Below are 20742 nucleotides of genomic sequence, written 5' to 3' on the forward strand. Positions count from 1 at the left end.
AGCACTTCGCCCCGCCGACCAACCAGTCGACGGGGCGAAGCGAGGCCCGAATTAACCAACAGCGTCCGTACGCGGTCCGGGCCTCCGTCATGTCCGCGGGACCGGGCGGAGACGGCCCGGCCGCCCGTTCCCCGCACGGGTGCCCAATACATGCGCGATATCTGAAAGAGAGTGATATTTGGGCCTAAGTGATAGTCAGGACTCAGGAGGAACCCCATGCGCGGAGCCACGCACGCCAAGTGGGCCGCAGGTGCGCTCGCGGTCGCCCTCACCGCGACCGCCTGTGGCGGTGGCGGGGGCGGCAGCGGCGGCGGGAGCGGCGCCGACGGGGTGCTCAGCTCGTCCTGGGGCGACCCGCAGAACCCACTGGAGCCCTCCAACACGAACGAGGTCCAGGGCGGCAAGGTCCTCGACATGGTCTTCCGGGGTCTGAAGCGGTACAACCCGAAGACCGCCAGGGCCGAGAACATGCTCGCCCAGAAGATCGAGACGAAGGACTCGACGAACTTCACCATCACCGTCAGGAACGGGTGGACCTTCAGCAACGGTGAGAAGGTCACGGCCAAGTCCTTCGTCGACGCCTGGAACTACGGCGCGAATCTCAAGAACAACCAGCGCAACGCCTATTTCTTCGGCCAGATCGACGGCTACACGGCCGTCCACCCCGACTCGGGAAGCCCCACCGCCGCCACGCTCTCCGGCCTCAAGGTCACCGGTCCCCAGACCTTCACCGTCAAGCTCTCCCAGAAGTTCTCCACCTGGCCGGACACCCTCGGGTACGCCGCGTTCGCGCCACTGCCCTCCGCGTTCTTCAAGGACCACGCGGGCTGGCTCGCCAAGCCCGTCGGCAACGGGCCGTACACCATCGACTCGTACACCAAGGGCTCGCAGATGTCCCTGCGCAAGTGGGACAACTACCCCGGCCCGGACAAGGCGCAGAACGGCGGCGTGGACCTGAAGGTCTACACCGACAACAACACCGCCTACACCGACCTGACGGCCGGCAACCTGGACCTCGTCGACGACGTCCCGGCCTCCCAGCTCAAGAACGCGCCCGCCGACCTGGGACCCCGCTACATCAACACCCCCGCCGGCATCATCCAGACCCTCGCCTTCCCCTTCTACGACAAGGCATGGAACACCCCGGACGCCGTGAAGGTCCGCACCGGTCTGTCGATGGCGATCAACCGCAAGCAGATCACCGAGACGATCTTCCAGAAGACCCGCACCCCGGCCTCCGACTGGACCTCACCCGTCCTCGGTGAGTCGGGCGGCTTCCGGGCCGGCCTCTGCGGCAAGGCCTGCGACTTCGACCCCGCCGCGGCCAAGCAGCTGATCAACGACGGCGGCGGCCTCCCGGGCGGCCGGATCCAGCTCTCGTACAACGCGGACACCGGCTCCCACAAGGACTGGATCGACGCCGTCTGCAACAGCATCAACAACACCCTCGGCAACGACCGGGCGTGCGTGGGCAGGCCCATCGGCACCTTCGCCGACTTCCGCAGCCAGATCACCCAGCAGAAGATGCCCGGCCCGTTCCGGGCGGGCTGGCAGATGGACTACCCGCTGATCCAGAACTTCCTCCAGCCGCTCTACTTCACCAACGCCTCTTCGAACGACGGCAAGTTCACCAACGACGACTTCGACAGGCTCGTCAACGAGGCGAACGCCGAGAGCGACGAACCGGCCGCGGTCAAGAAGTTCCAGCAGGCCGAGGGCGTCGTACGGGACAACATGGCCGCCATCCCGCTCTGGTACCAGAACGGCAGCGCCGGCTTCTCGGAGCGGCTGAGCAACGTGAAGCTGAACCCCTTCAGCGTCCCGGTCTACAACGAGATCAAGGTCAACTGACGCCCGGAGGTCGTAGGGCCCGGCGCACTCCCCGCGCCGGGCCGCATCCCTTCTCCCGCCACGTACGACCTAGGGCGTCAGGCCCGAGCGACCACGACCCCCGGAGCCCTTCATGGGACGTTATGTGATCCGGCGTCTGCTGCAGATGATCCCGGTCTTCATCGGAGCCACGCTGCTGATCTTCCTCATGGTGAACGTGATGGGCGACCCCATCGCGGGTCTCTGCGGCGAGCGGCAGTGCGACCCGGCGACCGCGGCCCAGCTGCGCCGCGAGTTCGGTCTCGACAAGCCGGTGTGGCAGCAGTACGCGATCTACATGGGCAACGTCTTCACCGGCGACTTCGGTACGGCCTTCAACGGCCAGGAGGTCACCGAGCTGATGGGCACGGCCTTCCCGGTCACCATCCGGCTGACGATCGTCGCGATCGTCTTCGAGATCATCATCGGCATCACGCTCGGCGTCCTCACCGGACTGCGGCGCGGCCGGCCCGTCGACAGCGGCGTCCTGCTCCTGACCCTGGTCGTCATCTCCGTACCGACCTTCGTGACCGGCCTGATCGTGCAGCTGCTCTTCGGCGTGAAGTGGGACCTCATCTCCCCGTCGGTCTCCTCGGCGGCCCCGCTCGACGAACTGATCGTGCCCGGCCTCGTACTGGCCTCCGTGTCACTGGCGTACGTCACCCGGCTGACCCGGACGTCCATCGCCGAGAACACCCGCGCCGACTATGTCCGTACCGCCGTCGCCAAGGGCCTGCCGAGGCATCGCGTGATCACCCGGCATCTGCTGCGCAACTCACTGATCCCGGTGGTCACCTTCATCGGCACCGACATCGGCGCCCTGATGGGCGGCGCGATCGTCACCGAGCGGATCTTCAACATCCACGGCGTCGGCTTCCAGCTCTACCAGGGCATCCTGCGCCAGAACACCCAGACCGTCGTCGGTTTCGTGACGATCCTCGTCATCATCTTCCTGCTCGCGAACCTGCTGGTCGACCTTTTGTACGCCGTACTCGACCCGAGGATCCGCTATGCCTGAGCCAGTTCCCCCCAAGGACGAGGGAGCCATCGCCCCGACCGGTTTCGGCGCCTCGATGGATCTCGCCACCAGCGACGGGGAGACGGTCGAACCGGCCGGGCCCGGCGACAGAGGACCCGACGAGCGGGCCCGCAGCCTCTGGTCGGACGCCTGGCGCGATCTGCGCCGCAACCCGATCTTCATCGTCTCGGGCCTGATCATCCTCTTCCTGGTGTTCATCGCGATCTGGCCCCAGGCGATCGCCTCCGGCAACCCGCTCTCCTGCGACCTCGCCAAGGCCCAGGAAGGCTCCCAGCCAGGCCACCCCTTCGGCTTCACCTCCCAGGGCTGCGACGTCTACACCCGTACCGTCTACGGCGCCCGCGCCTCGGTCACCGTCGGCGTCTGCGCCACCCTCGGCGTCGCGATCGTCGGAACCGCGCTCGGCGGACTGGCCGGCTTCTTCGGCGGCTTCTGGGACTCGATCCTCTCCCGGGTCACCGACATTTTTTTCGGCATCCCGGTGGTGCTCGGCGGTCTCGTCCTGCTCTCCGTCGTCACCAGCTCCAGCGTCTGGCCGGTGGTCGGATTCATGGTGCTGCTCGGCTGGCCACAGATCTCCCGCATCGCCCGCGGCTCCGTCATCACCATCAAGCAGAACGACTTCGTCCAGGCGGCGCGCGCCCTCGGCGCCTCCAACTCACGGATGATGCTGCGCCATGTCCTGCCCAACGCCGTCGCCCCGGTGATCGTGGTGGCGACCATCGCGCTCGGTACCTACATCGCGCTGGAGGCGACCCTGTCCTACCTCGGCGTGGGCCTCAAACCGCCCTCGGTCTCCTGGGGCATCGACATCTCCGACGCGTCGAAATTCATCCGCAACGCCCCGCACATGCTCCTCTGGCCGGCCGGTGCCCTGGCCATCACCGTGCTCGCCTTCATCATGCTCGGCGACGCGGTACGCGACGCCCTCGACCCCAAGCTGCGCTGAGGAGCCGGTCCATGTTGCTCGAAGTGCGCGAACTGCAGGTGGAGTTCCACACCCGCGACGGTGTCGCGAAGGCCGTCAACGGGGTCAGCTACTCGGTCGACGCGGGCGAGACCCTCGCCGTGCTCGGCGAGTCGGGCTCCGGCAAGTCCGTCACCGCCCAGGCGATCATGGGCATCCTCGACGTCCCGCCCGGCCGGATCGCGGGCGGCGAAGTGGTCTTCAAGGGCAGGGACCTGCTCAAGACCAAGGAGGACGAGCGGCGGAAGATCCGCGGCGCCGACATGGCGATGATCTTCCAGGACGCCCTCTCCTCGCTCAACCCGGTGCTGACCGTCGGCGCGCAGCTCGGCGAGATGTTCATCGTGCACCGGGGGATGTCCCGCAAGGACGCGCGGGCGCGGGCCGTCGAACTCATGGAGCGGGTAAGGATCCCCGCGGCCAAGGAGCGCGTGAACGACTACCCGCACCAGTTCTCCGGGGGTATGCGCCAGCGCATCATGATCGCCATGGCGATGGCACTCGAACCCTCGCTGATCATCGCCGACGAGCCGACGACCGCGCTCGACGTGACCGTCCAGGCCCAGGTCATGGAGCTGCTCGCGGATCTCCAGCGCGAGCTGAACATGGGGCTGATCCTGATCACCCACGACCTCGGTGTCGTGGCCGACGTCGCCGACAAGATCGCCGTCATGTACGCGGGCCGGATCGTTGAGACCGCCCCCGTCCACGACATCTACAAGGCCCCCGCCCATCCGTACACCCGCGGTCTGCTCGACTCCATCCCCCGGCTCGACCAGAAGGGCCGGGACCTGTACGCGATCAAGGGCCTGCCGCCCAACCTGACGCGGATCCCGCCCGGCTGCGCCTTCAACCCGCGGTGCCCGAGAGCGCAGGACATCTGCCGCACGGACGTGCCGCCGCTCTTCGAGGTCGACGAGAACAGGCGCAGCGCCTGCTTCTTCTGGAGGGAGACCCTCGATGACGTCTGAGCCCATCCTGGAGGTGCGGGATCTGGTGAAGCACTTCCCGCTGACCCAGGGCATCCTCTTCAAGAGGCAGATCGGGGCGGTCAAGGCGGTCGACGGCGTCTCCTTCGGTCTGGCGGCCGGCGAGACGCTGGGCATCGTGGGCGAGTCCGGCTGCGGGAAGTCGACCGTCGCGCGGATGCTGGTCAACCTGGAGCGGCCGACGGCCGGCGAGATCCGTTACAAGGGCGAGGACATCACCCAGATGTCGGGCCGCGCGCTGAAGGCCGTACGGCGCAACATCCAGATGGTCTTCCAGGACCCGTACACCTCGCTCAACCCCCGAATGACCGTGGGCGACATCATCGGCGAGCCCTTCGACATCCACCCCGAGGTGGCGCCCAAGGGCGACCGGCGGCGCATGGTGCAGGACCTGCTCGACGTGGTCGGCCTCAACCCCGAGTACATCAACAGGTACCCGCACCAGTTCTCCGGCGGCCAGCGCCAGCGCATCGGCATCGCGCGCGGGCTGGCCCTGCGCCCGGAGATCATCGTCGCCGACGAACCGGTCTCGGCCCTCGACGTGTCCGTGCAGGCGCAGGTCGTGAACCTGATGGAGCGCCTCCAGAACGAGTTCGACCTGAGTTACGTCTTCATCGCGCACGACCTGTCGATCGTCCGGCACATCTCCGACCGGGTGGGTGTCATGTATCTCGGGCGGATCATCGAGATCGGCACGGACGTCCAGATCTACGACCACCCCACCCATCCGTACACCCAGGCGCTGCTCTCGGCGGTGCCCGTGCCCGACCCCGAGGCGCGCGAGGGCCGCGAGCGGATCATCCTGACCGGCGAGGTGCCCTCGCCGGCGCATCCGCCGTCGGGCTGCCGGTTCCGTACCCGCTGCTGGAAGGCGCAGGAGCGGTGCGCGCTGGAGGTGCCGCTGCTCGCGGTGCCGGCGGTGTTCCGGGGGACGGACGGGCCCGCGGAGCACGACTCGGCATGTCACTTCGCCGAGGAACGGCAGATCGTGCCGACCACGTCCGCGCCGGGGGAGGGCGACGGGGAGGGCCTCGGGGACGGGGCGGGTGACGAGAGCCGGGACGGAGACGGGGAGAGGGAGAGTGACGGGGGCGCCGGGGATGCCGATGCGGGGGAGCAGGGTCCGGATCCGGACAAGGAGATGTGATTGAGACGTCGGTCCCGTTGACACGGAGGAAACTTGGCCGACGCCTCGCCGATATACGGACGGGCCACATTGGTCGATGTACGGCCGTGCGGGTGCCGTTGGACCGGCCGGGATCCTGAGGTCCCGGCCGGTCGCCCACGGCAGCAGGGGCCGATGCGTCGGGTCCGGATGTGCCGTGAGGGGCCGGGGGCCGCCGGAGTGCGTCCGGTGGTCTTGTTCCCGGAGCGTCCAGCCGGGACCATCGCGGTGTGATATTCACCCGCGGGGCCAGGATCACGGGCGCGGTGCTCTGCGCCGCTCTCGCCGTCGTCGCCGCCGCGTGGATCGTGCGGGATCTCAGGGTGGCCGACCGGCCGGTCGATCTGTGGTGGCACTGGGCGGACCAGGGCGCCGCCGTCGCCGCCGCCCCGCCCGCGACCTCCCTGCTGGACCCCGTACTGCTCGTCGTGTACGCCGTCGTGGCCGTCGCCTCGGTGCGCTCGGCGGTCGCCGCCTCCGCGCTCTTCGCCGCCGGCGTCCTCACGCTCGCCGTCCGGCTGCCGGGCCTGTGGGTGCTCGGTTCGTCCTGGATGGACGGACGCGCCTCGGACGAACTGCGCACCCGCGCGCTGCTCTGCGCCTTCGGCGTCCTCGGGGCGGGCGTCGCGCTGCTCGTCACGGCCGTGGCCGGGCGCAGGCCGCCGGACTCCGCGTACGGGCTGAGGCCCACCCGCCCCACCCAGGGCGTCTCCGTGGCCGCCTTCCTGCTGCTGGGCGCAGCGGCGGGCATCTGGGCGGCCTGGGAGGTCTACTGGGGGCAGCGGCTCGGTCTCGACGCCTATCTCGACCGGCTGACGGGCGAGTCGGTCCTGATGCCGCTCCTCGGCACACCGCCCGGCTGGCTGAACGCGGCGATCGTGCTGCTCTGCGCGGTGGCGGCCGGCGGGACGCTCTTCCACACGCCGTTCTCACGGCCGCTCGGCATGACGGCCGCCGCGCTGCTGGTCGGCGTGGGTGGCGCGGCCCTGGCGGCGTCTCTGCGCTACGAACAGCTCAGCCGCTTCGGCGAGTTGGCAACGATCGAACAACTCCCCCTCGCCAGCCTGCTGTTCGGGCTCGGCGCGGGCTGTCTCACGCTGTTCGCGCTCGCCCGCAGGGGCGAGTCGGACGTGCCGGGGGCCGGCCCGTACGGACCGGCGTTCGGTCCGCCGGAGCCGGGGAGGTACGGATATCCGGCGGCCGGTGGCGGTGGCGGTGGTTACGGCGGTGGTGGTTACAGCGGTGGTCACGGCGGTCCGAGCGGCGGCAGCGGCGGCGGTTTCGGTCCGCCGCCGCCCTCGTCGCCGCCGCCCGGCTGGTGAGTACACCGGCCGGGCGTACGGCGTAACCACCCCGCGCCCCGACGGCGTGCCTGTGCGGCCTCCCTACGGCATCCCGAGCGAGCGCTTCAGGAAGTCCACCTGGAGCAGCAGCAGGTTCTCCGCGATCTGCTCCTGCGGCGTCATGTGCGTCACCCCGGTGAGCGGCAGCACCTCGTGCGGCCGGCCCGCCGACAGCAGCGCCGACGACAGCCGCAGCGTGTGCGTCATCACGACGTTGTCGTCGGCCAGACCATGGATGATCATGATCGGCCGGGCCTGGCTCGCGGGCTCCGCCAGCCCGTCGTCCGTGACCAGCGAGTTGACCGCGTACACCTCGGGCGCCTCCGACGGATGCCCCAGATAGCGCTCGGTGTAGTGCGTGTCGTACAGCCGCCAGTCGGTCACCGGGGCGCCCGCGATCGCCGCGTGGAAGATGTCGGGACGGCGCAGCGCGGCGAGTCCGGCGAGGTAACCCCCGTACGACCAGCCACGGATGGCCACCCGCGACTGATCCAGCGGGAACCGCCCGGCGAGTGCCTGGAGCGCCTCGATCTGGTCGTCCAGGGTGAGCGGCAGATTGTCCTTCACCGCCTTCTCCCAGCCGGGGGAGCGGCCCGGACTGCCGCGGCCGTCCGCGACGACGACGGCGAAACCCTGATCCGCGAACCACTGGGACGTGAGGTACGGATTGTGCGCGGCCAGCACGCGCTGGCCGTGCGGTCCCGCATAGGGATCCAGCAGGACCGGAAGCGGACCGTCCGCCTCCCGATATCCCGTCGGCAGGAGGACGGCGCACGGAATTCGGTGTGCGCCCCCCTCGGTGAGCTGCACGCGCGGGGTGAGATTCGGCTGCTGCGCGTACGAGGCGATGACGGCGAGTTGTTTGCCCTCCCGCACCACCTGGACCACCGATCCGCTGACGTCGGGCCGGGCCGACGCCAGCACCGTCACGCCGCCCGCTCGGACCGCGCTGTGCACCCCGACGCCCTCCGAGACGCGCTCGGGCCCCCAGGCGTGGGCCTCCCCGGTCTCGCCCGCCTCGTCAGCGCCGGCTTCGCCCGCGATGGCTTCGGGAGCGCCGTACGGGATCCGGTAGACGTGGACCTCGCCGATCTCCGGCGACTCGGCGGCCTCGCCGGCCGCCGCCGACACCAGCACGTCCCGCTCGCCGATGTCGAGCACCGCGCGCATCTGCAACTCCGGCCCGGTGAGCGCCCGGTCGCCGACGACCAGCACCCGCGCGCTGCCCCCGGCCTCCGTGCCGTCCGGGGTGTCCACGATCCGCACCAGCTCGCCGCCGGGCGTCAAGGCCGGTACACCGGCGAACAGTTCAAGCCATACCGGGTCCGTCTCCTCCCGTACGAGCCGCGTCTCGCCGCTCGCCGTGTCGACCGACAGACAGCGCTGGTCGCGCTGGTCCCGCGCCTGGACGAGCAGCAGCGGCTCGCCCGCCGACGACCAGTGGACGGCCGCGAGATACGGCGACCTGGCCCGGTCCCAGACCACCTCCGTACGCGAACCGTCGAGGCCGATCAGGTAAAGCCGCACGTCGGCGTTGGGGGTACCGGCCGCGGGATAGGCGATCGTCGACGGCTCCCGGTCCGGGTGCGCGGGGTCGGCGATCCACCAGCGCTGTACGTCGGCCCCGTCGACCCGCGCCACCAGCAGCCGGTCCGACTCCGGCGACCACCAGAAACCGCGTGACCGGCTCATCTCCTCGGCGGCGATGAATTCGGCCAGACCGTAGGTCGTCTGCCCGTCCTCCGGCGCCGCCAGCTCACGGTCGCCGTCGCCCTCGGCGCCCGTCACCCGCAGCGCGCCCCCGGCCACATAGGCGATGTGCCGCCCGTCGGGCGACGGCCTCGGGTCGAGCACGGGTCCCGGTACCGGCAGTTCGCGCGCCGTCCCGGCCCGCAGCTCGGCGGTGAACAGCCGTCCCGACAGGGCGAACGCCGCCAACTCGGCGGCGCCGTCCACCGCGTAGCCGACGATGCCCGCCGACCCCTCGCGGCTCCGCTCCCGGCGGGCGCGCTCCTCGGCCGAGAGTTCCTCCGGTGTGCCCGCCAGCAGGGCTTCCGGATCGGCGGCGATCCGCTCGCGCGCCGTACCCGATCTGTCGTCGAGATCGAGCACCCAAAGACGGTTCGTCCGGTCCGTTCCTGAGGCGGAACGGAGGAAGGCCACCCGCGAACCGTCGGGGGACACCGTGAAGGCCCGCGGAGCACCCAGCGTGAACCGCTGGGTCCTCGCGTACTGGCGAGGAAAGGAGAGTTGTTGCCTCGAGGTCATACGACCGAACCTAGCGTCCGTGCCAGTCGTTCGTGCGCCCCCGTGTGCTGCCGTGCACCGATCGATGCGTTCCTGCGGAAAGTTATGATCCATAGCGTCAGGTGGGTAAGTACCCGCCGGCACATGCGTGTTGCCCGTCCCGCTCGAATACCCGCCGACCTTCTGTGGAGGTGAACCGCCGTGGCACTCTCGATTTCGGCGGCTGTGCTGCTGGCGATCATCGTCGTCCTGTTGATCCGGAAATCCGGACTCAAGGGTGGACACGCGCTGGTCTGCGTCTTACTCGGCTTCTATCTCGCCAGTTCGTCGATCGCGCCCTCGATCACCGAACTGACCACCAATGTGGCGGGGATGATCGGCGACCTCCAGTTCTAGGGTCTGTCCGATCCTGCCGGGCGTGTCCGCCGGTTCCGGGCCGTGTCCGCGCGGTGGCGCCGCCCGGACTTGTCCGTGAGGGCGCGCCTCGTACGCTGTGGGTATGACCGATCTTCCCGGCCGTCGTCTGCTCCTGGTCCACGCGCACCCCGACGACGAGTCGATCAACAACGGTGCCACGATGGCCAGGTACGCGGCCGAAGGTGCCCAGGTCACCCTGGTGACCTGCACCCTGGGTGAGGAGGGTGAGGTCATTCCGCCCTCCCTCGCCCATCTGGCGCCCGGCGAGGGGTCCGCGGGCGCCTTCAGCCCGCTCGGGGCCCACCGCGAGGGCGAGCTCGCCGCGGCCATGGAAGAGCTCGGCGTCACCGACCACCGGCTGCTGGGCGGCCGGGGGCGCTTCAAGGACTCCGGCATGATGGGCCTCCCGCAGAACGACCGCGAGGACGCCTTCTGGGGCGCGGACGTGGACGGCGCCGCCGCGTACCTCGTGGAGGTGATCCGCTCCGTACGGCCGCAGGTGCTGGTGACGTACGACCCCGATGGCGGCTACGGCCACCCCGACCACATCCAGGCCCACCGCGTCGCCACGCGCGCCGCCGAGCTGGCCGCCGACGGAGATTTCCGGCCCGGACTCGGCGTCCCGCACACGATCGCGAAGATCTACTGGAACAGGGTGGCGCGCTCGGCCGCCGAGGAGGGTTTCGCCCGGCTGCGCGCCTCCGGGATCGCCTTCGACGGCGTGGCGGACATCGGGGACGTCCCCGGGGTGGTGGACGACGCCGAGATCACGGCGGAGATCGACGGGACGGCGTACGCGGCACGCAAGGCCGGTGCGATGCGCGCCCATGTGACGCAGATCGCAGTGGACGGAGCGTTCTTCGCGCTCTCCAACGGCCTCGGACAGCCTCTTTTCAGCACGGAGCACTACCAGTTGGCGCGGGGCGCCTCCGGCGCGGACCCCGGCGTGCGTGAGACGGATCTCTTCGCGGGGGTGGGCGTGTGAGCGGGCGCGAGGGCGCGGGACGCCCGAAGGCGAAGAGCGGCGCGAGCGGAGGCGCCGCTGTCCGCGCCGGTGCGGCCGGGGCTACCCGCGCGGGTGGCGGGACGGCAGCGGGCGCCGGAGGCCACGGCGTACCCGGCCTCTGGCTCGCGTCGCCGCCGAGACCCGGGCGCATCGCCGCCTACCTCGGTCTCCTGGTCCTCGGCGTCGCGGTCGGCACGGCGGGCGCGCTTCTCCAGAGCGGCTGGTTCCCCGGGGGCCTGGTCCTCGCGCTGGTGGGCTCCGCGGGCCTCTTCTACGGAGGCCGGACCGCGACCGGGACCGCGTTCGGCGTCGGGGCTCCCGCGGCGGGCTGGCTGATCGCCGTCATCGTGCTCAGTCTCGGGCGGCCGGAGGGCGACGGCGTATTCGACGCGGGGCTCGGCCCTGTCGTCTATCTGCTGGGCGGTGCACTGGTGGCTGTGATGTGTGCCACCATGTCGCGGTCACCGCAACCGGCTACGGAGTCCGGCCGACTTGGAAAGTGATACGCCCGTCCAGTGACCCGTCGGCCCGAATTGACCACGTCCGTACGGTCGGTGGAATAAACGCTTCCCCCGGTCGTCGGGTGAGTTCCGGCGCAGGACAGTATGGTGGTGCGCGCTCCGGGCCGTCCCCTGGCCTCCGGCTTGGGGGACCCACACAGTTGAGTACCAGTAAGAACGGGCGGCGGAGCCAACCCGGGAGAACCTGCTTTGAGTCGTGAAACTGACAGTTCGTCCTCCGGGCCCCAGGGGCGCGGCGGAGCCGCGTACCCCTCGGGGACACCGCCGTACGGATCCCGCCAGTATCCGTCGCTGCATCCTGAGCAGGACGCTCCGGAGGAGACAGCCGAGGCCCCGGCCCAGCCGGAAGAGCCGAAGACCGAGACCACTCTGACCACGCGCATCCGGATCAACATCCCGGGTTCGCGGCCGATTCCGCCCGTCGTCATGCGTACGCCCATGAGCGACACGGACAGCGGCCCGTCCGGATCGGGCGCACCTGCCGGCCCCGACGCGCGGCCGGGCCGGGGCGACGACGACACGGGCGGCATGAAGCGCTCCGGCGGCGCGGCCCCCGAGGCCGGTGCGCCCGACGAGGACGCGCCGGCGGCCGACAAGCCCCCGGCGAGCGACTGGTTCGCGCCGCGCAAGCCCCCGAGCGGGGGCACGCTCGCCGGCGGGATGGGCGCCGGAGCCGCCGTGACGGCACCGGGCCCGAAGGTCCCACCGCCCGCTCCCGCTCCCGGCCCCGGCACGGGCGGTCGTACCGACCTTCCGTACGGCTCAGACAGCGGGCCGGACACCAGGGGCGGCGCGGGCGTTCCGCGCCCGCCGGCTTCCGGGGGCAACGCCTTCATGCCGCCCGGCAGGGGCGGTACACCGGCGTTCGGCGTCGGCGCGCCCGACGGGCCGACCACGGGCCCGGCGAGCGGCACCTCGTCGCTGGCCTTCCTGGACCTGCCGCCAGGCGCCGACCTGGGCGCCTCGGGCGGCCCCACGGGCCCGCCGGGAAGCCCCTCGGGGCCGGCCCGGCGTGACGACCGGGACGACCGTGGCGGGGCGCCGCGCATGTCCGACGACACCGCGATCCTGACCCCGCAGCAGCCCGCCCCCGAGCCTCCGGGCGGGGCCGGCATCCATGTCTCGGGCGACACGCTCTCCAGCGGTATCCCGGTGGTGCCCTCCGACAACCGTTCGCCGTTCCCGCCCGCCGGATCACAGACGGGCGCGGTGCCGCGCACCGACCCGTCCGCCGGCCGGTTCCAGGACGGCCAACTGCCCCCGCCTCCCGGCCCGTCGGCCGGCGGCCCCATGTCCGCGGGGCCCTCCTCCCACGGAGGAGGCAACCCCGACTTCTCGTCGCCGGACTTCCCCGGCCCGCCCGGACCGGCGTCCGGCACGCCCGCGAGCCCCGGCCCCGCGCGGACGACGAGCCCGCCTCCCAAGAAGAAGAAGGGCCGCTCGAAGCTGATGGCGGCCGGCGCGGGCATCATCACGCTGGTCGCGATCGCCTACGGCGCCGGACTGCTGCTGAACCACTCCGACGTTCCCAAGGGCACCACCGTCTTCGGGGTGGACATCGGCGGCGGCACCCGCGACGACGCGGTGGACAAGCTGGAGGCGACACTCGGCGAGCGGTCGACCGCGCCGCTCCAGCTGACCGTCGGCGGCAAGAAGGAGGAGCTCGGGCCGGACAAGGCGGGCCTCACCTTCGACAGCCAGGCGACGGTCCGCAACGCCGCGGGCAGCGACTACAACCCGGTCTCCGTGATCGGCTCGCTCTTCGGGGGCGAACGGGTCACCGAGCCGGTGATCCCGGTCGACGAGGAGAAGCTGCGCGTCGCGCTCACCGACCTCGCGGGCGACTCGGGCTCGGCGGCCGACGGCACGATCAAGTTCGAGCCGGGCAAGGCCGTCGCCGTACCGGGCAAGGCGGGCAAGGCACTTGATGTCGAGCGCTCGATGATCTCGGTACGGGACGCCTACCGCGCCCAGGTAGAGACGGGCAGGCCGAACAGTGTCGAACTGCCCATCAGCAGCCGCGAACCGACGATCGACCAGGCCGAACTCGACCGGGCGATGAAGGAGTTCGCCGAACCCGCGATGTCGGGCCTGATCACGATCAAGGCCGGCGGCAAGCAGATCCAGTTCGGCCCCGACCGGTCGCTGCCGCGGATCCTCTCCATGAAGCCGATCGACGGCAAGCTGGTCGAGGTCTACGACAGGGCGGCGATCGAGGAGCTGCTGGACGGCGTCTTCGACGGCCTGACGATCACCAAGGCCGACGGCAAGGAACACCCGGTGTCGGCGGCGGACGTGGCGCAGGCGATGCAGAAGCCGCTGCTGGGCACGACGCCGGAGGAACGCACCGCGGAGATCGAGCTCGACCCGCAGGGGTAGACGCTCCACACAGGCACCGGACGGGTCGCGTGCGCGGCCCGTCCGGTGTTCGCGTTCGTGGGCCCGGCCCGGTGCGTGCGTCCGTGGCGCCGGCGGCGCTCAGTTCAGCATCGCGCGGGCGGCCCGTGCCTTGTGTCGGATGGCCTCCGCCGTCGCCGGTTCCACCGCGGCGACCACCTCCGCGTACTCGTCCATCTCCGCCGCCCCCGTCAGGAAGTCCCCGCGCCGCACCAGCAGTTGGGCGCGTTCGTAGCGGAGCCGGGCCGGGTGGGACGGCAGCAGGAGGCTCAGTTCGAGGGCCCACAGCGCGACATCGCCGCGCTCCGGGCGCGTCGACGCCCACGCGCGGAGATTGTTCAGGATGCGGATCACGACGTGGAGCGGTTCGGCCGGGCTCAGCATCGACGGCACCAGCGGGGCGCCCGTGGCCCCTCTCACCAGCGTCTCGGTGTCCTGCCGGGTCAGGATCCTGCCGCCCGTGAACGGGTCGACCAGAACCCCCTCGTCGGGGTCGTCGGCCGGGCCGATGCCGACGACGAAGTGACCGGGCAGGGCCACCCCGTACACCGGCGCCCCCGCGCGGCGCGCGACCTCGGTCCACAGCACCGAGAGCAGGATCGGCAACCCGCGTCGGCGGCGCAGGACCTCGTGCAGCAGGGAGGCCTCCAGCCGCCCGTACTCGCCCGGTGTGCCCCGGAAGCCGAGGCGCGTGCCGAGCAGGTCCTCCAGCGCCGCGCCCCAGGCGCGCGGGCCGTCGAGCCCGAAGGGCAGCATCCCGGCCAGCCGGTCGAGCTCGATCTGCGCCGCGTCGATCCCGTCCTCGCCCAGCGCCGGGTCGGCCTCCGTACCGATGAGGAGGCAGAGCAGGGCGACGTCGGGCCGTTCGGCACGGGCCTCTGCGGCGAACCGGCTCCGCAGGTCGGACGAGGGCGGTTGAGGTGGTTCCATGCTCGGTCCGTCGCTCCTCACGCGGGTCGGAAGTGGTGGTACCGGTGATGCGTGGCGAAGCCCATGCCGTCGTACAGCGCGCCCGCGGCCTCGTTGTCCGACTCGACCTGGAGCCATGCGGCGGACGCGCCCTCCTCCAGCGCGCGGGCGGCCAGGGCGCGCATCACGGCGCTCGCCAGCCCCTGCCGCCGCCGGTCGGGATCGACCTCGACGGCCATGAAGCCCGCCCAGCGCCCGTCCACCACACACCGGCCGATCGCGGCGGGCACCCCGCCGTCGCCGTCGACCGAGGCGAACCAGACGGACGGCCCGCCGCCGAGCACCTCCAGCACATGCGGACCCGGCTCGTCGAAGCGCTGGTAGCGGCGGAGCCACCCCTCGTCGAAGGAGCGGCCGAGCCGCACCGGCGCCGCGTCCGTGTCCGGCCCGCCGTCCACCAGCGGCGCGAGAGCGCCGACGCGCAGTTCGGCCGTGACCTCCCGCCGCCAGCCGCGCGCCTCGAGCTCGGTGCAGAGCAGCTCCTGCGTCCCCTCGGCGCCCGTGGCGGTCTGGATGTACGCGGGGAGGCTCCGCAGGCCGTACCAGCGCCGTACGCGCCTCAGAGCCTCGTCCAGGGCCATTCCCGGCTCGCCCAGCGGCAGCACCGAGTTGGCGCGCCGGGTGAACCCGCCGGACGCCCTCAACTCCCAGTCGCCGAGCGCCTCGCGCTCCACCGGCTGCCACGCACGCGCGGCCACCCGGGCCAGCTCCCCGAAGGAGGCGGCGGGGCCCCTCCGCCGGGCCGGCGCGGCCGGGACGACCTTGCCCGCGACGAGCGAGGACTCCGCGATCCGGACCGTTTCACCCGTACGGCGTGTGATGAGGACCACATTGTCGTCCCAGGATGTGAGCACACCGACCGTGTCGGTGAACTTCTCCATGCCGTCCATGGAGCCGGTCAGACGGCGGACGGACACGCGTTTCCCCACGTCGGCGGGGGTGATCCGGACCGTCAGCCGTCCTCCGGTTGTGAATTCCACAGCTCTGTGCGCCCCTCCTGTGCGGATCGTGCCCAGGAACGGAGATACTAGGTGCGGGCATCGACGACGCCGCGCTCCCGCGCGCCCGTGGACGGAGCCGCAGATGGCCCGCCGCGCCCTATCGAGGAGGAACGACAGCGTGACCTACGTCATCGCGCAGCCTTGTGTGGATCTCAAGGACAAGGCGTGCATCGAAGAGTGCCCGGTCGACTGCATCTACGAGGGCTCCCGGTCCTTGTACATTCACCCGGACGAATGCGTCGACTGTGGCGCCTGTGAGCCGGTCTGCCCGGTCGAGGCGATCTTCTACGAGGACGACACCCCGGAGGAGTGGAAGGACTACTACAAGGCGAACGTCGAGTTCTTCGACGAGCTCGGTTCTCCCGGTGGTGCGTCCAAGCTCGGTCTGATCGAGCGTGATCACCCCTTCATCGCCGCACTGCCGCCGCAGCCTCAGAACGACTGACGAGCGTGCCCTCGGTCCCGTACGGCGACTCGCCGTACGGGACCGAGGTGTTTCCCTTGTCGTACCGACAACTGAGCACCACCGAGAGAGTGAGCACCGTGTCCGCAGTCTCTTCGCGACTTCCGGTCTTCCCCTGGGACAAGCTGGAGCCCCACAAGGCGACCGCGTCGGCCCATCCGGACGGCATCGTGGACCTGTCCGTGGGGACGCCTGTGGACCCGGTCCCCGAGCTGATCCAGCGGGCCCTGGTCGGCGCGGCGAACTCGCCCGGCTATCCGACGGTGTGGGGCACGGCCGAGCTGCGTGACGCGCTGACGGGCTGGGCGGAACGGCGGCTCGGGGCGCGCGACGTCGCGCACACCAACGTCCTCCCGGTGGTCGGCTCCAAGGAACTGGTCGCCTGGCTGCCGACCCAGCTCGGCCTCGGCGCCGGCGACCGGGTCGCCTACCCCCGGCTGGCCTACCCGACGTACGAGGTGGGGGCCCGGCTGTCCGGGGCGGAGCCCGTCTCCTACGAGGACCCGACCGAACTCGACCCGGCGGGCCTGAAGCTGCTCTGGCTCAACTCGCCGTCGAACCCGACCGGACGGGTCCTGGACAAGGCCGAGCTGACCCGGATCGTCGCCTGGGCCCGGGAGCACGGCGTGCTGCTCGTCAGCGACGAGTGCTATCTGGAACTCGGCTGGGAGGCCGAGCCCGTCTCCGTGCTCCACCCGGACGTCTGCGGAGGCTCGTACGAGGGCGTCGTGGCCGTCCACTCGCTCTCCAAGCGCTCCAACCTGGCCGGCTACCGGGCGGCCTTCGTCGTGGGCGACGCGGCCGTCCTGGGCGAGCTGCTCCAGATCCGCAAGCACGGCGGCATGATGACGCCGGCGCCGGTGCAGGCGGCGACCGTCGCGGCGCTCGGCGACGACACCCACGTGGCGGAGCAGCGCGCGCGGTACGCGGCCCGCCGTACCGCCCTGCGCGCTGCCCTGGTGGGCCACGGCTTCCGGATCGAGCACAGCGAGGCGAGCCTGTACCTGTGGGCGACGCGCGACGAGCCGTGCTGGCAGACGGTGGCGCACCTCGCGCAGCTGGGGATCCTGGTGGCGCCGGGGGACTTCTACGGCCCCGCGGGCGCGGCTTTCGTACGGGTGGCGCTCACGGCGACCGACGAGCGTGTGGAGGCCGCGGTCAAGAGGCTCGGCTGAGGCCCGTCCGACGCGTGGGGGTCCGGAGCGACGCGAAGGGGCCCGGGGAGCACGTGCTCCCCGGGCCCCTTCGCGTGTGTCCGTGCTTGCCGGACCGGCCTGTATCAGCCGAGCGGCAGGGTGTTGACCGGCAGCTTGTCGGTGGGCAGGCCGTTTCCGAGGGAGTCGGTCGGCAGGCCGTTCTCGGTGACGGACGTGGCCGCGTCACCGAGGGTCTGACCCGCGCCGCCGGCGGCTTCACCGGCCGCCCGCTGAGCGACGGGGGTGGCGGACTTGGCCACGCCGCCGAGGGTCTTGCCGGCCGCCGGGACGGACGCGGCGATCGTCTCGCTGCCCGCCTCGCCCGCCAGACCGGTCGCCTGACGCGCGCCGTTGTCGAGCGTCTCACCAAGGGCGGCGCCGTCCAGCTGGGAGACGCTGCCGAGGTCGGCGGTCTGCGGGAGGGCTGCTGCGCTGGCGGAGCCGGCCGCACCGACCACGGGGGCTGCGCCCGCCGCGATGAGCAGCGCGGCACGGGCGATCCGACGGGTCAGGGGGAGGGACATGATGCTCCTTCGAGCGGGAGAGGAAATTGTCGTGTCCAGCGATCGGACGCTGTGACAACCCCTCGAAGGGCATCGGAGGTTGCGGTGCGCGAGGGTAAAGAATTGGTAATGCGTCGCATTATCGGTTACGGATAAAAACGGTCAAAGGATCCTCGGTGCGGAGATCTGGCGAACCGTCACTTCGCTTTTGTGACAAGGAATTTGGCGACACGCCACGGAATCGCCGAGTGGGGCCGCGCAATGCCGTTCGGATATGCCGGAGCTACTCCGTTCGGGCGACCCGGACGTACTACTGCGCGATCCGCATTCGAACGTCGTTCCCGCCGGATTTCTCCGGGCCCGATGCGCCGTCGGTCTTCCGCCAGCCCTGGTCGGACCTCTCCACGCTCCACACCCGGTCTCCCACGGAGACCTCGGTGATGCGCAGATCGGCGGAGTGCGCCACAGCCCAGTGGGCGAGTTCCCAGCCGCGCGCCTCGTCCGAGCCGCCGACCGGCACCGCGACCTCGGCCGGGCTTTTGACGTCGGTCTGTTCGGCCCTCTCGCCGCCCGCCTGTCCGTCGGCCCGTCCCGGCGCCTCGCCGCCTTCCGCGGACGTGCTGGCGGCGTCGGCGGCGTCGGCCTTCGGCAGGACCTCGGGCCCGAAGGCGCGCGTCAGGGCCGCCCGTACCTTCGCCGGATCGCCCGGTTCGCCGTCGCTCCCGCCCGTGCAGGTCAGCGTCGCGGCCGCCCGGCCGGTGAGCGCGGCGGACAGCAGCGTCGCGTCCGGCTCGTGCTTCGCGTACGCCTGCGGGAAACCGCTGCGCTGGACGCGCTGCGCCGCCTCCGTAAGAGGAAGCCGTGAGTAGCCGGGGACCTCGGCGAGTCCCGCGTAGAACTTCCCGGCCGAGTACACCGGGTCGAGGATCTGCTCCACCGTCCCCCAGCCCTTCGAAGGGCGCTGCTGGAAGAGGCCGACGGAGTCCCGGTCTCCGTGGTCGATATTGCGCAGCGCCGACTCCTGGAGAGCGGTCGCCAGAGCGATCGTGACGGCGCGCTCGGGCATGCCGCGGGTGGTGCCGACCGCGGAGATCGTGGCGGCGTTCGCGGCCTGCTCCGGGCTCATCTCGTACGTGGGGACGTCGCCGTCGGACGAGTCGGTGGCCCGCGCGGTGCAGCGCGGCGGGCCGCCGTCGCCGGAGATGTGGCGCACCACGAGGTAGCCGGCCAGCGCGACGAGCACGGCGAACCCGGCCGCGATACGCAGGAGTCGGCCGCGACGGGGAGAGGGGGCGGTCTCGGACACGCCGCCCACCGTACCGGCCCCGCCGGTGGGCCAGGACCCGTTCGCCCTTCCCCTGCCGCCCCCGCCGGACACGGGCCACGTCGTAGGGTCTGGCCATGCCTGAAACAAAGCCCGGAACCACGCTGGACCTCACGCTGGACGCCCCGGAGCTCACCGCCCGGCTCGTCGACATCCCGTCCGTCAGCGGCGCCGAGAAGCCCCTCGCCGACGCCGTGGAGGAGGCGCTGCGCGCGCTGCCGCATCTCTCCGTCGAGCGGTACGGCAACAACGTCGTGGCGCGTACGGATCTCGGGCGGGCCGAGCGGGTCATCCTGGCCGGCCACATCGACACCGTCCCGATCGCGGACAACGTGCCCTCCAGGCTGGACGAGAACGGCATCCTCTGGGGCTGCGGCACCACCGACATGAAGTCGGGCGTCGCCGTCCAGCTGCGCATCGCCGCGACCGTCCCCGAGCCCAACCGCGACCTCACCTTCGTCTTCTACGACAACGAGGAGGTCGCCGCCGACCTCAACGGCCTGGGGCACGTGGCCGCGGCCCGCCCCGACCTCCTGGAGGCGGACTTCGCCGTCCTGCTCGAACCCTCGGACGCGCAGGTCGAGGGCGGCTGCCAGGGGACGCTGCGGGTCCACCTCCGTACGGAGGGCGAGCGCGCGCACTCCGCGCGCGGCTGGATGGGGTCGAACGCCATCCACGCCGCCGCGCCGATCCTGGCCCGCCTCGCCGCGTACGAACCGCGCCGCCCGGTGATCGACGGACTGGAGTACCGGGAGGGGCTGAACGCCGTGGCGATCGAGGGGGGTGTGGCGAACAACGTCATCCCCGACGCCTGCACCGTGGTGGTCAACTACCGCTACGCGCCGGACCGTGGCGAGGAGGAGGCGGTGGCGCACGTGCGCGAGGTGTTCGCCGACTGCGGGGTCCGGGAGTTCGTCGTGGACGATCACTCGGGCGCGGCCCTGCCCGGTCTCTCGCACCCCGCGGCGGCCGCGTTCATGGCGGCCGTGGGCGGCACCGCGCAGCCCAAGTTCGGCTGGACGGACGTCTCGCGCTTCGGCGCGCTGGGGGTGCCCGCGGTCAATTACGGCCCGGGGGACGCGCTCCTGGCCCACAAGCGCGACGAGCACGTGGCCGTCGAGCGGATCACGCACTGCGAGAACCGGCTGCGGGAGTGGCTGAGCGCCTGAGGGGTGTCCGGCGGACCTGCCCGGGACGGCCCCGGGCGGGTCGTGTCCGGCGGGATACGGCGGTCGGCAGGGCAGGGGAGCCGGACCGTCCGCCGGAATTTCGCCGTTTGTCACCTCCATGGATCTACGCTGGCCCGGAACTGGCACAGCAGCGGAG

The 20742-nt window shown here is 71.4% G+C and carries 18 protein-coding genes; 13 read left to right on the forward strand and 5 right to left on the reverse strand.

The annotated features are described in order from the left end of the window. The first annotated feature begins 216 nt into the window (after nucleotides 1-216). The 6 genes from IEY79_RS33925 (at nucleotide 217) to IEY79_RS33950 (ending at nucleotide 7351) form a co-directional block, all read left to right on the forward strand. Entirely contained in the window at nucleotides 217-1851 is a 1635-nt protein-coding gene (locus IEY79_RS33925) for a peptide ABC transporter substrate-binding protein (protein WP_189111508.1), read from the forward strand. A 112-nt stretch (nucleotides 1852-1963) separates the two neighbouring features. Beyond that, entirely contained in the window at nucleotides 1964-2887 is a 924-nt protein-coding gene (locus IEY79_RS33930; RefSeq protein WP_189111509.1) for an ABC transporter permease, read from the forward strand. Next, nucleotides 2880-3857, forward strand: coding sequence for an ABC transporter permease (locus tag IEY79_RS33935; protein ID WP_189111510.1), 978 nt, complete (start codon nucleotides 2880-2882; stop codon nucleotides 3855-3857). The genes IEY79_RS33930 and IEY79_RS33935 overlap by 8 nt, the downstream gene beginning before the upstream one ends. An 11-nt stretch (nucleotides 3858-3868) precedes the next feature. Further along, nucleotides 3869-4846: an ABC transporter ATP-binding protein gene (locus tag IEY79_RS33940; protein WP_189111511.1), complete on the forward strand. Its 978-nt coding sequence runs from the start codon at nucleotides 3869-3871 to the stop codon at nucleotides 4844-4846. Then, nucleotides 4836-6011, forward strand: coding sequence for an ABC transporter ATP-binding protein (locus IEY79_RS33945; RefSeq protein ID WP_189111512.1), 1176 nt, complete (start codon nucleotides 4836-4838; stop codon nucleotides 6009-6011). The genes IEY79_RS33940 and IEY79_RS33945 overlap by 11 nt, the downstream gene beginning before the upstream one ends. Nucleotides 6012-6259: 248 nt before the next feature. After that, nucleotides 6260-7351 carry a hypothetical protein gene (locus IEY79_RS33950; protein ID WP_189111513.1) on the forward strand — a complete coding sequence of 364 codons (1092 nt, stop codon included), beginning with the start codon at nucleotides 6260-6262 and terminating at the stop codon, nucleotides 7349-7351. Between the two features lie 63 nt (nucleotides 7352-7414). Here IEY79_RS33950 and IEY79_RS33955 read toward each other — a convergent pair whose 3' ends face one another. Further along, on the reverse strand, nucleotides 7415-9640 hold the full coding sequence (locus IEY79_RS33955; protein ID WP_189111514.1) for a S9 family peptidase: 2226 nt from the start codon (nucleotides 9638-9640) through the stop codon (nucleotides 7415-7417). Between the two features lie 180 nt (nucleotides 9641-9820). On the opposite strand from IEY79_RS33955, the gene IEY79_RS33960 reads away from it, so the two are divergent. The 4 genes from IEY79_RS33960 (at nucleotide 9821) to IEY79_RS33975 (ending at nucleotide 13942) form a co-directional block, all read left to right on the forward strand. Then, nucleotides 9821-10015, forward strand: a complete 195-nt coding sequence (locus tag IEY79_RS33960; protein WP_189111515.1) for a DUF2304 family protein — start codon at nucleotides 9821-9823, stop codon at nucleotides 10013-10015. Nucleotides 10016-10118: 103 nt separating this feature from the next. Beyond that, the gene (gene mshB / locus IEY79_RS33965; RefSeq protein WP_189111516.1) at nucleotides 10119-11021 is read left to right on the forward strand and encodes an N-acetyl-1-D-myo-inositol-2-amino-2-deoxy-alpha-D-glucopyranoside deacetylase; all 903 of its coding nucleotides are present in this window, start codon (nucleotides 10119-10121) and stop codon (nucleotides 11019-11021) included. Nucleotides 11022-11191: 170 nt separating this feature from the next. Then, nucleotides 11192-11545, forward strand: coding sequence for a DUF6113 family protein (locus tag IEY79_RS33970; protein ID WP_189111565.1), 354 nt, complete (start codon nucleotides 11192-11194; stop codon nucleotides 11543-11545). Nucleotides 11546-11752: 207 nt separating this feature from the next. Continuing rightward, nucleotides 11753-13942 carry a peptidoglycan binding domain-containing protein gene (locus IEY79_RS33975; protein ID WP_189111517.1) on the forward strand — a complete coding sequence of 730 codons (2190 nt, stop codon included), beginning with the start codon at nucleotides 11753-11755 and terminating at the stop codon, nucleotides 13940-13942. 99 nt (nucleotides 13943-14041) lie between these two features. Here the strand turns inward: IEY79_RS33975 and IEY79_RS33980 are convergent, their stop codons facing one another. Together IEY79_RS33980 and IEY79_RS33985 are read right to left on the reverse strand one after the other, a co-directional pair. Continuing rightward, nucleotides 14042-14890 carry a transglutaminase family protein gene (locus tag IEY79_RS33980; RefSeq protein ID WP_189111518.1) on the reverse strand — a complete coding sequence of 283 codons (849 nt, stop codon included), beginning with the start codon at nucleotides 14888-14890 and terminating at the stop codon, nucleotides 14042-14044. 17 nt (nucleotides 14891-14907) lie between these two features. After that, nucleotides 14908-15909, reverse strand: coding sequence for a GNAT family N-acetyltransferase (locus IEY79_RS33985; protein WP_189111519.1), 1002 nt, complete (start codon nucleotides 15907-15909; stop codon nucleotides 14908-14910). A 139-nt stretch (nucleotides 15910-16048) separates the two neighbouring features. Between IEY79_RS33985 and fdxA the strand changes: the two genes are divergently transcribed. Continuing rightward, nucleotides 16049-16375: a ferredoxin gene (fdxA, locus tag IEY79_RS33990; RefSeq protein WP_189111520.1), complete on the forward strand. Its 327-nt coding sequence runs from the start codon at nucleotides 16049-16051 to the stop codon at nucleotides 16373-16375. A 98-nt stretch (nucleotides 16376-16473) separates the two neighbouring features. Beyond that, nucleotides 16474-17568, forward strand: coding sequence for a succinyldiaminopimelate transaminase (gene dapC, locus IEY79_RS33995; protein WP_189111521.1), 1095 nt, complete (start codon nucleotides 16474-16476; stop codon nucleotides 17566-17568). A 104-nt stretch (nucleotides 17569-17672) separates the two neighbouring features. Here the strand turns inward: dapC and IEY79_RS34000 are convergent, their stop codons facing one another. Both IEY79_RS34000 and IEY79_RS34005 read right to left on the reverse strand, forming a co-directional pair. Further along, nucleotides 17673-18113, reverse strand: coding sequence for an ATP-binding protein (locus tag IEY79_RS34000; RefSeq protein WP_189111522.1), 441 nt, complete (start codon nucleotides 18111-18113; stop codon nucleotides 17673-17675). Nucleotides 18114-18402: 289 nt separating this feature from the next. Beyond that, the gene (locus IEY79_RS34005; protein ID WP_189111523.1) at nucleotides 18403-19398 is read right to left on the reverse strand and encodes a VldE C-terminal domain-containing protein; all 996 of its coding nucleotides are present in this window, start codon (nucleotides 19396-19398) and stop codon (nucleotides 18403-18405) included. 95 nt (nucleotides 19399-19493) lie between these two features. On the opposite strand from IEY79_RS34005, the gene dapE reads away from it, so the two are divergent. After that, the gene (gene dapE / locus IEY79_RS34010) at nucleotides 19494-20585 is read left to right on the forward strand and encodes a succinyl-diaminopimelate desuccinylase (protein WP_189111524.1); all 1092 of its coding nucleotides are present in this window, start codon (nucleotides 19494-19496) and stop codon (nucleotides 20583-20585) included. The last annotated feature ends 157 nt before the right edge of the window (nucleotides 20586-20742 follow it).

It is taken from the genome of Streptomyces camponoticapitis (genome assembly GCF_014646115.1).
Lineage (GTDB): Bacteria > Actinomycetota > Actinomycetes > Streptomycetales > Streptomycetaceae > Streptomyces > Streptomyces camponoticapitis.